Source organism: Micromonospora sp. NPDC048040, from assembly GCF_055587185.1.
Genome location: NZ_JBVJGT010000005.1, coordinates 216,135 through 229,315, shown reverse-complemented (window position 1 = coordinate 229,315; position 13,181 = coordinate 216,135). Strand labels below are relative to the sequence as shown.

The 13,181-nt window shown below is 74.6% G+C and carries 11 protein-coding genes; 1 reads left to right on the top strand and 10 read right to left on the bottom strand.

The features are described from left to right. Nucleotides 1–27 precede the first annotated feature (27 nt). The 7 genes from ACZ6O2_RS09080 to ACZ6O2_RS09050 form a co-directional block, all read right to left on the bottom strand. On the bottom strand, nucleotides 28–1,644 hold the full coding sequence (locus tag ACZ6O2_RS09080; RefSeq protein WP_466022495.1) for a serine/threonine-protein kinase: 1,617 nt from the start codon (nucleotides 1,642–1,644) through the stop codon (nucleotides 28–30). 71 nt (nucleotides 1,645–1,715) lie between these two features. Beyond that, nucleotides 1,716–3,269 carry a fused MFS/spermidine synthase gene (locus tag ACZ6O2_RS09075; protein WP_466022494.1) on the bottom strand — a complete coding sequence of 518 codons (1,554 nt, stop codon included), beginning with the start codon at nucleotides 3,267–3,269 and terminating at the stop codon, nucleotides 1,716–1,718. Nucleotides 3,270–3,305: 36 nt separating this feature from the next. Then, a complete protein-coding gene (locus tag ACZ6O2_RS09070; protein ID WP_466022514.1) occupies nucleotides 3,306–4,376 on the bottom strand; it encodes a coiled-coil domain-containing protein in 1,071 nt (356 codons plus the stop codon). 191 nt (nucleotides 4,377–4,567) lie between these two features. Further along, nucleotides 4,568–5,380 carry an inositol monophosphatase family protein gene (locus ACZ6O2_RS09065; protein WP_350707123.1) on the bottom strand — a complete coding sequence of 271 codons (813 nt, stop codon included), beginning with the start codon at nucleotides 5,378–5,380 and terminating at the stop codon, nucleotides 4,568–4,570. After that, nucleotides 5,373–5,825, bottom strand: coding sequence for a response regulator (locus ACZ6O2_RS09060; RefSeq protein WP_091102297.1), 453 nt, complete (start codon nucleotides 5,823–5,825; stop codon nucleotides 5,373–5,375). The genes ACZ6O2_RS09065 and ACZ6O2_RS09060 overlap by 8 nt, the downstream gene beginning before the upstream one ends. Next, nucleotides 5,822–7,567, bottom strand: coding sequence for a sensor histidine kinase (locus ACZ6O2_RS09055; protein ID WP_350707121.1), 1,746 nt, complete (start codon nucleotides 7,565–7,567; stop codon nucleotides 5,822–5,824). The genes ACZ6O2_RS09060 and ACZ6O2_RS09055 overlap by 4 nt, the downstream gene beginning before the upstream one ends. After that, the gene (locus ACZ6O2_RS09050) at nucleotides 7,564–8,808 is read right to left on the bottom strand and encodes a PP2C family protein-serine/threonine phosphatase (RefSeq protein WP_466022493.1); all 1,245 of its coding nucleotides are present in this window, start codon (nucleotides 8,806–8,808) and stop codon (nucleotides 7,564–7,566) included. Before ACZ6O2_RS09050 ends, ACZ6O2_RS09055 begins: the two co-directional genes overlap by 4 nt. A gap of 233 nt (nucleotides 8,809–9,041) precedes the next feature. Here ACZ6O2_RS09050 and ACZ6O2_RS09045 point away from each other — a divergent pair, with 233 nt between their 5' ends. Further along, nucleotides 9,042–11,417 carry a M28 family peptidase gene (locus ACZ6O2_RS09045; RefSeq protein WP_466022492.1) on the top strand — a complete coding sequence of 792 codons (2,376 nt, stop codon included), beginning with the start codon at nucleotides 9,042–9,044 and terminating at the stop codon, nucleotides 11,415–11,417. A 21-nt stretch (nucleotides 11,418–11,438) separates the two neighbouring features. On the opposite strand, the gene ACZ6O2_RS09040 is transcribed toward ACZ6O2_RS09045, so the two are convergent. The 3 genes from ACZ6O2_RS09040 to ACZ6O2_RS09030 all read right to left on the bottom strand — a co-directional run bounded on the left by ACZ6O2_RS09040 (nucleotide 11,439) and on the right by ACZ6O2_RS09030 (nucleotide 13,122). Continuing rightward, nucleotides 11,439–11,693 carry a Smr/MutS family protein gene (locus ACZ6O2_RS09040; protein WP_013736060.1) on the bottom strand — a complete coding sequence of 85 codons (255 nt, stop codon included), beginning with the start codon at nucleotides 11,691–11,693 and terminating at the stop codon, nucleotides 11,439–11,441. 195 nt (nucleotides 11,694–11,888) lie between these two features. Then, nucleotides 11,889–12,257, bottom strand: a complete 369-nt coding sequence (locus ACZ6O2_RS09035; RefSeq protein ID WP_466022491.1) for a tetratricopeptide repeat protein — start codon at nucleotides 12,255–12,257, stop codon at nucleotides 11,889–11,891. A 94-nt stretch (nucleotides 12,258–12,351) separates the two neighbouring features. Continuing rightward, complete coding sequence (locus tag ACZ6O2_RS09030; RefSeq protein WP_350707078.1) at nucleotides 12,352–13,122, bottom strand: ROK family protein; 771 nt, start codon at nucleotides 13,120–13,122, stop codon at nucleotides 12,352–12,354. Nucleotides 13,123–13,181: the final 59 nt, after the last annotated feature.

Genomic DNA, 13,181 nt, shown 5'->3' with positions numbered 1-13,181 from the left:
AGCTGACCCCGGCGGACTCAGTCGTCGTCATCGTCCCTTTCCCTTTTCCTGGCTTGCTTTCTTCCCACCACCCGACCCCTTCCCCTTGCCGGAGTTGTCGGACTTGGCCTTCGAGCCGCCCGCTGAGGTGCCGGCCTTCGTCTTCGGGGTCTTGGTCGTCGGGGCCCTGGTGGCGGGCGCGGTGCTCGGCGCCGAGCCGGCCACGCCGGAGACCTGCACCCCGCAGGTCTCGTCGCCGAGGCGGAACTCCACCGGCAGCGGGTTGGTCCCGGTGTGCCGGCCGGTCAGCGTGAACTTCTCCGACGCGCCGGGGGCCAACGCCCGCTCCGGGGGCGGCTCCACGAGCACCGTCCGGCCCTGCTGGCGTACGGGCACGGGCACCGACTTCGTCACGGTCTGCTGGCCGGGAAAGGTGAAGCTCATCCGCCAGCCGCGCAGCTCCTGCTGGCCGGTGTTGGTCAGGGTCAGCTCGGCGGCGAAGTCCTTGCCGGAGTCCTTGCGCAGCGTGTACGCCACGCGGCAGGGCGCCGGCTGCTCCGCGCCCATCCGCGCCTGCGTCGGCTGGTCGATGCCGCCGCTGGCCGGGCTGCGGGAGGTGACCCCCCACAGCGCCGCGGTCACCGCCACCAGGCCGGCGGCGGCCACCCCCGCCTCGACCCGCCGGCGCCGCGTCGCCGCCCGCCGGTTGCGCGTACCCGAGAACGGCAGCGCGTCGGTGGCGGCGGACCAGGGCAGGATCGTGGTGCCGGCGCTGGCCAGCTCGGCCGGGTCCACGGGCCCGGCGGCCGGGGAGACGGGCACCGCCGCGATCATCCCGGCCGCCTCCGCGAGCGTCCGGGCGACCTCGGCGGTGCCGGGCCGGTCCTCGGGCCGCTTCGCCAGGCACCGGCGCACCAGGTCGCGCACCTCGTCGGGGAGCCCCGGCACCGGCGGCATCGGCTCCGGGTCGTTGTACATGTGCGCGCGCAGCATCTGGGTGGTGGTGCTCGCCTGCCAGGGCAGCCGCCCGGTCAGCATCCGGTAGAGCAGCAGGCCCACCGCGTACACGTCCGTGGCCGGGGAGACCTGGCCGTTGTCGAGCCGCTCCGGGGCGAGGTACGCGGGCGTGCCGAGCAGGGCCCCGTCCGGCCCCTTCTCCTTCTCGCCCACCAGCGCCGAGATGCCGAAGTCGACGACCTTGACGCCGGTGGCGGTCAGCATGATGTTGCCCGGGGTGACGTCCCGGTGCACCACGCCCCGGACGTGCGCGGTGGCCAACGCCGAGGCCACCTCCGCGCCGATCGTCACCGCCTCCCGCCAGGGCAGGCTCCCCCGCCGCAGCCGGCCCGTCAGCGACTCGCCGTCGACCAGCTCCATGACGACGTACGGCACGGTCAGGCCGACCTGCTCGGACTCGCCGTAGTCGTAGACGTTGGTGATGTTGGGGTGGCACAGCCGCGCGGCGGCCTGCGCCTCGATCCGGATGCGGTGCCGGAACGCGCGGTCGTTGGCCAGCCGGGACGCGAGCACCTTGACCGCCACCTGGCGGCCGAGCACCTCGTCGTAGCCCCGCCACACGACGGACATGCCGCCCGCGCCGAGCTGCTCGATCAGCCGGTACCGCTCACCCAGCAGTTGCGCGCCGTCCCGGATCGGTCCACCCATGGGGGTCGTTGTTGCCCCGGACTGCCCCGGCTACACCTCGGCGGTCGGAATCGGTCACCGAAGTCACCCGATCAGGCGGTGGCGAGGAGTTGGTCCACCGGGGCGTAGTCGTCGGTCAGCACCAGCGCCCCGCCGACGAAGGCGGTCAGCTCGGCGCCCGCGAGCAGGGTGGCGCCCTCCCGCAGGTCCACCAGCCGGTCGCGGATCGCGTCCAACGGCAGCGGGGCGTCGGAGGCGACGATGAGGAAGTTGGCGCCCTCCTGCCCGGCGAGCGCCGCCGACGGGGCGATCACCGCGACGTGCCGGAACTCGGCGGCGACGGTGGCCAGCTCGCTGCGGATGAAGCGCAGCGGCGGGTAGTCGATGACGTTCTGCACGTAGACGCCGCCGGGCCGGGTCACCCGACGGATCTCGGCGGCCATCTCCCGCGTGGCCAGGTGCCAGGGCACCACCAGGTGTCCGAAGGCGTCGCCGACCACGAGGTCCCGGCTGTCGGTCGCCTCCCCCGCGACCAGCATCCGGGCGTCACCCACCACCGCGCGCAGGTCCGGCCCCTGGCGTACGCCCAGCTCGCGCTCGCCCAGCTCGACCAGCCCGCCGTCGATCTCGAACACCACGTTGTCCGTGCCCGGGCGGGTGGCGGTCAGGTAGCGCGGCACGGTGAACCCGCCGCCGCCCAGGTGCAGCGCGTCCAGCCGCTGCCCCTTCGGAGCCACCACGTCGGCCACCGCCCCGATCCACCGCGTGTACGCGTACTCCAGGTGGGTGGGGTCGGCGAGGTCCACGTACGAGTGCTGGGCCGAGTTGAGCAGCAGGGTGCGGCCGGAGTCCCGGCCGGCGTCGGCCTCCACGCTGGCGCAGTGGTAGGCCGTCTCGATGTCGCACGGGTTCGGGGCGACCGTGGTGAGCCCGGCGCCGACGAGGCCGAGCACGGCCAGGGCCGCCTTGGCCCGCGCCGGGCCGGGCAGCTCCGCCCGGTCCTGCCGGCGCAGCCACACCCCGAGACCGAGCCCGGTGAGCCCGAGCGAGGCCGCCAGGGCGAACAGGATGACCGTGCTGGGCAGCGCGGCGACCAGCACGAAACCGGTGCCCAGGGTGGCGGTGATGCCGCCCAGCGTGCCGATGCCGGAGAGCCGGCCGACCACCTGGCCCGTGCGCCGCAGGTCGGCGAGCTGGAGCTTGACGACCAGCGGGGTGACCGCGGCGAGCAGGGCCGCCGGCACGAAGACGGCGAGCGCGACGAGCAGCAGGATGGCCGTGGCCGCCCCGCCGCGCAGCACCTCGCCGGCGTACCGGACCACGGGCAGGGTGACCGCGGTGGCGATGCCGGCCAGCACCAGCGCCGGGGCCAGCAGGGTGCGCGGGTTACGCCGGTCGGCCAGCCAGCCGCCCGACCACGCCCCGTACGCGATGGCCGCCAACGCGATGCCGATGACCGAGCTGGTCACCTGGAGGGTCACCCCGACGTACGGCCCGACCAGGCGCAGCGCGACGGTCTCCAGCACCAGGACGGCGCCGCTGGAGAAGAAGACCAGGAACGCGGCGAGCCCGTTGGGCAGGGCCTTGGCGGGCGGCCTCTCCGGCCGGGCCGGAGAGGCCGTGACGTCGGACGATGGGAAGCTCACCCGCGCGATGGTACGCAGTGAACCTGGGGCCGCGGGTCAGTACATCGATAGATGAACGTGGTTCGTGTGGTCGGCGGCGGGGCTGCCGCTGCCGCCGTACGCCCGCCACCCGGTGCCCGGGTGCCAGATCTGCCGGTACCAGATCACGTAGAGCACGCCGAGCCGGCTGGCGTTGCGCACGTGCCAGGCGGCGAGGCTGTCCCCGTACGCCTTGTCCCCGCCGGTGGCGGTCTTGTCCTCGAACCCGCCGGCGGCGGCCGAGAAGTCGCAGGCCCGGCCCTTGGGATGCTCACCGGAGCCGCCGCTGCGGTAGCAGGAGACGTGCCGCTTGTAGCCGGCGTTCTGGGTCTGCTGGAGGGCGTTGAGCGTGCGCGGGGTGATGCAGCCGGAGGTGGTGGGGTCGTTCACCGAGCAGGACTCCGAGGGCCAGGAGCCGTCGGGGTTGCGCGGCGCGGGCTTCGCCGAGGAGGAGTTCCCGCCGCTGAAGCCGCCGCTGCTGCCCGAGCTGACCGCCGCGAGCGCCGCCTCGGCCTCCTTCTTCTTCTTCGCCATCACCGCGAGCTGCTTCTGCTGCTCCCGGACCTCGGCGTCGAGGGCGATCTTGGCCTGCCGCGCCTGCTCGCGCGCCTCGGTCAGGTCGCGCAGCCGCCGGCCGTCGCGCTGCGCCATCAGGTCCAGGTGCGCCGCCCGCTCCAGGAACGCCTCGGGCGAGGCGCTGTTGAGCAGCATCGCCGTCGGGGTGAGTCGGCCCACCCGGTACGACTGGGCGGCCACCTCGCCGACCTGCGCGGTCAGCTCGACCAGCCGGCCCTCCAGCGTGGTCAGCTGCCCCGTCAGCGTCTTCTGCCGGCGCTTGGAGTTGTCCAGCTTCGCCTTGGCCTCGATGTGCGCCTTGGCGGTGGCCTCCAGGGCGTCGCGCAGCTTCTTGGTGCCGCCCTCGTTGGGCTCCGCGTACGCGGGCACGGCGCCGCCGCCGAGGAGCAGCGCCACCGCGACGAGCAGGGCGACCAGCGGACGGCGTACGGCCGACGGGGCGGGCAGCGGGCGGCGGTCACGCCGCGCCGACAGGGCGATCAGCGGACGACGGCCGCGACGCCCGACGGGCATGGTCCTGCGCACGAAAGCATCCTTTCGTCGGCCGCCGGCCCCGGGTGGCAGCGCTGCGCGGCGGCGGTCCCGCCGGGCGCCGGTCGGCGGCCTGCTGGCGGAGACCGGCGGTCAGGATACCGGACCGGCCACTCGTGACCAGGCCCGTGACCGCCCCGGCCATCGAACATCGACGCAGTGTCGCATCGACCTCACGCAGCGCCGAGCAGCGCCTCGTGGACCTCCGCCCAGACCCGCTCGCTCGCCGCGACCAGCAGGCCGTGCCCCTCGTCCGCGGGGTGGTAGTCGGCGCCGTCGAAGCGCCGGGCGACGCCGCCGGCCGCCCGGACCAGCAGGGTGCCGGGGGCGTGGTCCCACGGCAGGGTGCGCCAGAACAGCACGAACTGCTGGTCGCCGGTGAGCACGTCCAGGTACTCCCGGCCGGCGCAGTGCTGGCCGGGGAGCAGCTCGCCGACCCGCCCGCCGCCCGCCTCGACCCGCGCCTTCGACGCGGGCGGCAGGAACCGCGACATCGCGGCACCGCGCAGCGCGTCCACGGGCGGCGTGTCCACGCCGGTCCGCACCGGCCGGCCGTCCAGCCACGTCCCCTCACCCGCCCGCGCGACGGCCAGCGTGCCGGCGAGCGGGTCGAACACCCAGGCGGCCGTCGGCTCGCCGTCGGTCAGCAGCGCCACCATCAGCGCGAACGGCCGCCGGCCGGCCGCGAAGTTCGACGTGCCGTCGATCGGGTCGACCAGCCAGACGTCGCCGGACCCGCGCAGGTGGCGCAGCAGGCCGGGGTCGTCGGCGACGCCCTCCTCGCCGACCACCACCGAGCCTGGGCGCAGCCGGCGCAGGGCCGCCGAGATCATCTCCTCGGCGCGGCGGTCGGCGACGGTGACCAGCTCGCCCGGCGCCTTCTCGGTGACGTCGGCGTCGTCCAGCTTGCGGAACAGCGGCAGCACGACCTGGTCGGCGGTCTCGTGCAGCAGCCCACCGACGTCGTCGAGGAGGGTGTCAGCCACGCGGCGGCAGCTTGACCACGCTGACGAAGAACTCGTCGATCTGCCGGACCACGGAGATGAACCGCTCGAAGTCAACCGGCTTGGTCACGTACGCGTTCGCGTGCAGCTGGTAGCTGCGCAGGATGTCCTCGTCGGCCTGGGAGGTGGTCAGCACCACGACCGGGATCCGACAGAGCTGCTCGTCCTTCTTGATCTCCTCCAGCACCTCCCGCCCGTCCCGGCGGGGCAGGTTCAGGTCGAGCAGGACCAGGTCCGGGGTCACCGCGTCCGCGTACTGGCCCTCGCGCCGCAGGTAGGCCAGCGCCTCGGCGCCGTCCGAGACGACGGTCAGCCGGTTGCGGAGCTTGTGCTCCTCGAACGCCTCCTGGGTCATCAACACGTCGCCCGGGTCGTCCTCGACCAGCAGGACCTCGATCGGGCTCTTGCCGTCCGCCGGCGCGGTCATCCCACCGTCTCCCTCATGTCACCCGTTCTACCGCCTGCCGGCGCCCGGTCGGGGCCGTCCGTGGCGTCCGTCTCGTCGCCGGAACCAGCGGCCTGCTCCGGCACGCCCGTCGCCCCGCCGTCGTCCCCGGCCCCGCTCGTGCCGTCGCCGGCCACCGGCCCGTCGGCGTCGGCAGCGGCGGCGGTCGCCGCCTCGACGTCCTCGGGCAGGGCGGGGAGGGTGAAGCGGATCGCGGTGCCCTCCTCGGTGCCGGTGTCCACCCAGACCCGGCCGCCGTGGTACTCCACGATCTTCTTGACGATCGCCAGGCCGATCCCGGTGCCCGGGTACGCGTCCTTGGCGTGCAGCCGCTGGAAGATGACGAAGATCTTGTCGGCGAACTCCGGCTCGATCCCGATGCCGTTGTCCTGGCAGCTGATCTCCCACTCGTCGCCGACCAGCCGGGCCGAGACGTGCACCTTCGGCGGCACGTCGGGACGGCGGAACTTGATCGAGTTGCTGACGAGGTTGGCCAGCAGGTTGGTCAGCAGCGGCTCCTCGCCGCGGACGACCGGCAGCTCGCCCCAGGTCAGCTCGGCGTCGGCGTACTGCCGGGCGGCCTCGGTCTGGCCGGCCACGTCGCCCATGACCTTGTTCATGTCGACCTCGGTGAAGCCGGTGGTGAGCCGGCCGATCCGGGAGAACGCCAGCAGGTCGTTGATCAGGCGCTGCATCCGCTGCGCACCGTCGACGGCGAACGCGATGTACTGGTCGGCCCGCTCGTCCAACTGCCCCGCGTACCGGCGCTGGAGGAGCTGGCAGAAGCTGGCCACCTTGCGCAGCGGCTCCTGCAGGTCGTGCGAGGCGACGTACGCGAACTGCTCCAGGTCGCGGTTGGAGCGGGTGAGTTCCTCGGCCTGCTTCTGGAGCTGGCTGTTGACCCACTCGATCCGCTCCCGGGCCTCCCGTACCTCGTCCAGCTCCTTGGCGATCTTGCGCCGCATGGCGTCGACGTCGCCGGCGAGCCGGACGAACTCGGGCGGGCCGGCACCGACGATGCCGTGCCGGTAGTCGCCCTCGGCGACCTCCCGGACCTGGTCGGCCAGCCCGGTCAGCGGACGGACCACCATCTTGTCCAGCGAGATCAGCAGCATGCTGCCGGCGATGACCACCACCGCCAGGGCGGCGATCAGCAGGACGACCAGCAGGTCGCTCGTCCGCCGGACGTCCTCGGCGCTCTGCTGCCGGGCCTCGAGGATCTCGGACTCGAGGTTGTCCAGGGCGCCGCGGACCTGGTCGAACTGCGCCCGGGCCTGGTCGGTGACGAGCGCCTGCCCGGCGGCGGTGCCGCTCTGCTCCGTCGTGGTGATCACGGGCACCGCCACCGACTGGCGCCAGGCCTCGGCCCGCTCCTCGACGACCCGCAGCTGCTCCCGGATCCCGGGGTAGTCGCGAAGCAGTGGCTGCATCTCGGCGACCAGCTCCCGCTCCCGCGCCCGGCCGGCGTCGTACGGGGCCAGGTCGGCCGGGTCACCGCTGACCGCGAAGCCGCGGACGGAGGTCTCCTGGTCCAGCAGCGCGTTCAGCACCTCCTGCGCCTGTACCCGCAGCGGGCCGGTCTTGTTCAGGATCGCGTCGATGTGCGTCCGGTTCTTCGCCGCCACGACGACCGCGCCACCGGCCAGGCCGACCAGGAGCACCGCGACGACGGCGAGCAGGGTGACGACCCGCTGACGCAGGGTCCACTCGCGGACTCCGGTCACCGGCCACCGCCCCGGCTGACCAGCAGCATGGCGACGTCGTCGGCGAGCGGCCCGCCGTTGAGCTGCTCGGCGCTCTCGACCAGCCAGGCCGGCAGCCCGGCCAGCGGCACGTCGAGGCTCGCCGGGTCGGCGAGCAGGCCGCCCAGGCCGGGCACGTCGAGGCGTTCGTCGCCCTCGCCGACCCGCCCCTCGATCAGCCCGTCGGTGTACATCAACAGGGACCAGTCATCGGTGTCGAACTCCAGGTCGTAGGCCACGGGCCGGCGGGGTCGTACGCCGAGCAGCAGGCCGCCGGGCGCCGGAACGGGCACCACCTTGCCGCCGGCGAGCAGCAGCGGCGGCGGGTGCCCGGCCAGCCGGACGGTGGCCCGGTTGGCGTCGAGGTCCAGCCGCGCGGTGGCGACGGTCGCGAAGATCTCCTGGAGGCGGCGCTCGCTCATCAGCACCTGCTCCAACGCCGGCAGCACCTCGTCGTCCGGCACGCCGGCGAGGATCAACGCCCGCCAGGCGACCCGCAGCTCCACGCCGAGCGCCGCCTCGTCCACGCCGTGCCCACAGACGTCGCCGACGATCAGCTCCAGCCGGTCGGGGCTCGTCTGCACCACGTCGAAGAAGTCGCCGCCGATCAGGGCGGCGTGCCGGCCGGGCCGGTAGAAGGTGTGCACCGCGACCTCGTCGGTCGTCATCAGCGGCTGCGGCAGCAGGCCCCGTTCGAGGCGGGCGGACTCGGCCTGGCGCAGTTCGACCTCGCGCAGCCGCCGCGCGTTCTCGTCGGCCCGCTTGCGCTCCACCGCGTAGCGCAGCGCCCGGGTCAGCAGCACCCCGTCGACCTCGCCCTTGACCAGGTAGTCCTGCGCGCCCTCGGCGACCGCGACGATGCCGAGGTGCTCGTCGGAGCGGCCGGTCAGCACGCAGACCGCGGCGCCGCTGGCCATCTCCAGCACCTGGCGCAGGCCGTCGAGGCCCTGCGCGTCGGGCAGGCCGAGGTCGAGCAGGACGCAGTCGACGCCCACCACCCGCCGCCGGGCCTCGCTGAGGCTCGTCGCCACCAGCAGCTCGATCATGGAGTTGGTCTCGGCGAGCAGCTCGCCGACCAGGAAGGCGTCGCCCTCGTCGTCCTCGACCAGCAGCACCCGCAGCCGCTCACCCGGAGGCAGGTTGGGGTGCCTCCCCATCCCGCCGTGCGGGTACGGCACGACAGGAGAACCGGCCGAGCCGGCCCCCCGGTGCGACCGGGTCACCGCCGCGAGACGAGGGAGATCGCTGGTGATGTCGGGCTCCTTCCGAGTGCCCTGCTGATCCTGTATTAGACAACGTTCGCACACAACACGACGGGCGCCGCAGGCACGGGCATGGGCCGGATCACTGCCCGCCGGGCGGCCCGGGCGCTGCCCCGCCCGTCCGGGGGAGTCCCGCGGGCGCCGCCCCGGTGCAGGATTGGTGCCACCCCTGGCCCCACCCCCGAGGAGTCCCCGTGGGCGCACCCACCACCCGCGCCGCCGACCGCGCGCTCGCCCGGCCACGCCGCCGGTTGGCCGCCGCCGCGGCGGCGCTCGTCGCGCTCGTCGCCGTCGGCGCCGGCACGCTGCTCGACCTGCGCACCCCGGCGCCGCGACCGGCCGACGCGCCGCCCGGCGAGTTCAGCGCGGGCCGGGCGTACGAGCACGTCAAGGTCGTCGCGGCGCGCACGCACGTGGCCGGCAGCCCGGCCAACGACCAGGTCCGCGCCCACGTCGAGGGGGTGCTGCGCGGCCTCGGCCTGGAGACGGAGGTGCAGGACACCGTCGCGCCCGAGGCCGGCCAGCTCAGCGGGGCGGCCGGCGGCGCCACCCTGGCCCGGGTCCGCAACGTGGTGGCCCGGCTCCCCGGCACCGATCCGACCGGCCGGGTCGTCCTCGTCGCGCACTACGACTCGGTCCAGTCCGGGCCCGGCGGCAACGACGACGCCGCCGGCACCTCGGCGATCCTGGAGGTGGCCCGCGCGCTGGCCGCCGGCCCCCGGCCGCGCAACGACATCGTCTTCGTGCTCACCGACGCCGAGGAGGCGTGCCTGTGCGGGGCGTCGGCGTTCGCGTCGGGGCACCCCCTGGCGGCCGACGGCGGGGTGGTGCTCAACCTGGAGGCGCGCGGCTCCACCGGCCCGGTGATCATGTTCGAGACCTCGCAGAACAACGCGGCGCTGGTGGAGGCCTTCGGCCGGGGCGCGCCGCACCCGGTCGGCACGTCGTTCGCGGTGGAGATCTACCGGGCGCTGCCCAACGACACCGACTTCACCGCGTTCCTCGACGCCGACTTCGTCGGGCTGAACTCGGCGTACATCGACGGCGGGGCGATCTACCACACCCCGCTGGACACCCCGGCGGCCATGGACCGGGCCAGCCTCCAGCACCACGGCGACAACGCCCTCGGCCTCGCCCGCGAATTCGGCCGGGTCGACCTGACGGCGCTGGGGTCCGGGCACGACGCCACCTACTTCCCGGTGCCCGGCGGGCTGGTCCGCTACCCCGGCTGGCTGACCCTGCCGCTGGCGCTGCTCGCGCTCGCCGCCGTGGTGACCCTCGGCTGGCTGGCCCGGCGTCGTGGCCGCGTCACCGGGGGCCGGCTCGCCGCCGGGTTCGGGCTGGCGCTGGCACCGATCGTGGTCGCCCCGCTCGCCGCCCAACTGCTCTGGGCCGCGGTCACCGCGGTCCGCCCCGGCTACGCCGAACTGCTCGACCCGTACCGGCCCACCTGGTACCGGCTGGCCGTGGTGGCGCTCGCCGCCGCCGTCCTGTTCGGCTGGTACGCGCTGACCCGCCGCCGGGTCGGCCCGGCCGCGCTCGCGATCGGCGCGCTGGGCTGGCTGGCCCTGCTCGGGGTGCTGCTCGCCGTGCTGGTGCCCGGCGGGGCGTACCTGGTCACCCTGCCGGCCCTGGCCGGCGCGCTGGCCGGGCTGGTCGCGGTGGGCGCGCGGATCGACGGCCCGTGGCCGGTGGTCGCGGCGACCCTGGCCGCCGCGGTGGCCGTGGTGGTGCTGCTGCCCACCGTCGTACTGCTGTTCCCGGCGCTCGGCATGGCGATGGGCGGCGTCGCGGCGCTGGTCGCGGTGCTGCTCGGCCTGGCCGCGCTGCCGGTGGTCGACCTCCTGCACCCGCAGGCCGGCGGCCAGCGGGGCATGGTCGCCCTGCGCGCCCGCCGGCTCGGCGCGCTGCCGGCCGCAGCCGCCGCGCTGGCGGCGGTGGTGTTCGCCGGGGTCGGGCTCGCCGTCGACCGGTTCGACGCCGCGCACCCCGCGCCCACCCACCTGATGTACGCCCTCGACGCCGACACCGGGCAGGCCCGCTGGCTCTCCCACGAGGAGGACCCGCAGCCGTGGACCGACGGCTACGTCGACGGGGTCGTCGAGGTCGCCGACTTCCCCGGCCTGGGTGACGCCGAGCTGCGCGCCGGTCCGGCGCAGGCGGCGAACCTGCCCGCGCCGAAGCTGGAGGTGCTCTCGGACACCACCGCCGGCACCGAGCGCACCCTGCGTCTGCGGCTCGTCCCGCAGCGCCAGGTCCGCCTGGCCACCCTGCACGTCGACTCGGCGACCGCGACGGTGCTGCGCGCGGAGGTGGCCGGCCGGGCGGTGCCGGCGGAGGCCCGGGAGGGCCGCTGGGGCTTCGGCGTGGTCTTCCACGCCCCGCCGCCGGAGGGCGTCGAGGTGACCCTGACCGTCACGCCGAAGGCGGGGCAGGTGGCGCTGCGCGCGATGGACGCCAGCGACGGTCTGGACGCGCTGCCCGGCTTCCGGCCCCGCCCGCCGGACGTCGGGGTGGTCGGCTCGCACAGCTCCGAGATGCTCGCGGTCGCGCGCACGTATCCGCTCTGACCGATCGGGGCCGCGCCGGCGCTATTTCCAGCGGAAGTGCACGAAGAGGCGACCGAAGTTCTTCGAGTCCTTCTCGACGCGGTGGTAGAGCTGCTTGACGTCCTTCTGGTCGAGGAAGCGCAGCACGCGCTTCTTGAGCTGGCCGGAGCCCTTGCCGGGAATGATCTCGACCAGGGTGGCCTTCTTCGCCACCGCCTCGTCCATGATCCCGCGCAGGGCCCGGTCGATGTCGTGACCCTTGTTGAAGATGTCGTGCAGGTCCAGCTTCAGCTTCATCGCGCAGCCACCGGCAGGTCACGTCCCATGCCGCCGATGGTAGGCCGCCCGGCGCGCTCCGCCCCACCCCCCGCACGGGTGGAACGGGCGGCGCCCGGCGTTGCGCTGCACGCGGTGACGACCGTACGGACGGGGCAGCCCTGTCGAGCTGCCCCGTCCGTGCGCCCACTTCCCCGGGCGTCGGGTCGTCCGCCGTCAGCGACCGCCCGCGACCCGGGCCTGCACCCGGTCCAGGGCGGTGCGGTAGTCGTCGTTGCCGCTGTGCATCGCCGCCGCGATGCGCAGGTGCCGCAGCGCGTCGGCGTGCCGGTTCAGCCGCTCCAGCGTCCGGCCCAGCACGTGGTGGGCGTAGTGGTCGCTGGGGTCGCGGTCGACCAGCTCGCGGAGCTGCTCCTCGGCCCGGCTGAGCTGGGCCGACTGGAAGTACGCCCGGGCCAGCAGCTGCCGCACCGACGAGTTGTCGGGCTCGGCCGCCACGATCGGTTCGAGCAGCCGGGCCGCTCCGGTCGGGTCACCGGCCTCGAAGAACATGGTCGCCCGCCGGTACTCGGCCAGAAGATCCATTCGACCCACCCCCTCGTGTCACGCCGCCACTTCTCCCGACGCTGGCACAACACCCGGCGTACCGCGACTGTTCCCGGGCGGAACGCGGGCGGGATCAGGTGGGGGCGCCGTGCCGGCCGGCGACCAGATCCCAGGCGCGTACGCCGCCGACGATGCCCGCCGTGTTGGGTACCACCACCACGTCGTCGCCCATCCGGGCGAGCTGCTCGGGCCGGATCAGCCGCGAGTTGCCGCCGCCCAGGTAGAGCCGGTCCCAGCGGAACACCGGGCGCAGCCCGTCCACGACCTGCCGGATCCGGCGGGACCAGAACGCGTCCCCTAGCCGGCGCCGCTCCGGCTCCCCCACGTACGTGTCGTAGGTGGTGCCCCAGCGCACCGGGGCGTGGGACAGCTCCAGGTGCGGGGCGAGCACCCCGCCGTCGAAGAGCGCGCTGCCCAGCCCGGTGCCGAGGGTCAGCACCAGCTCGCAGCCGGTCCCGGCGACCACCCCGGCGCCGTGCACCTCGGCGTCGTTGAGCACCAGGGCCGGCACGCCGAACGCCTCGGCGAGCGCGGTCCGCGCGTCGTACCCGGACCACTCCGCGACCAGGCCCGGGTCGGCCTTCGACCGGGGCCCGGAGCGGGTCACGTAGTGCGGGGTGGCGACCACCACGCCGTGCCGGATCATCCCCGGCATGCCGACGGTCAGCCGGTCCGCCGCGGGCAGCCGGCCGCCCAGGTCGAGCAGCGTCTTGACGAACAGGGCCGGCGGCAGCGGGTACGGCGTGGGCACCCGCAGCGGCCGGGCGCGCATCGTGCCCGCCTCGTCCAGCACGGAACCCTTGATCCCGCCGCCGCCACAGTCGATCGCCAGAGTGGTCACCACCTGAGCAGTGTGCCGTGCGCCTCCCGAGCCTGGTTCGCGATCTTGCACTTTCGGCCCCA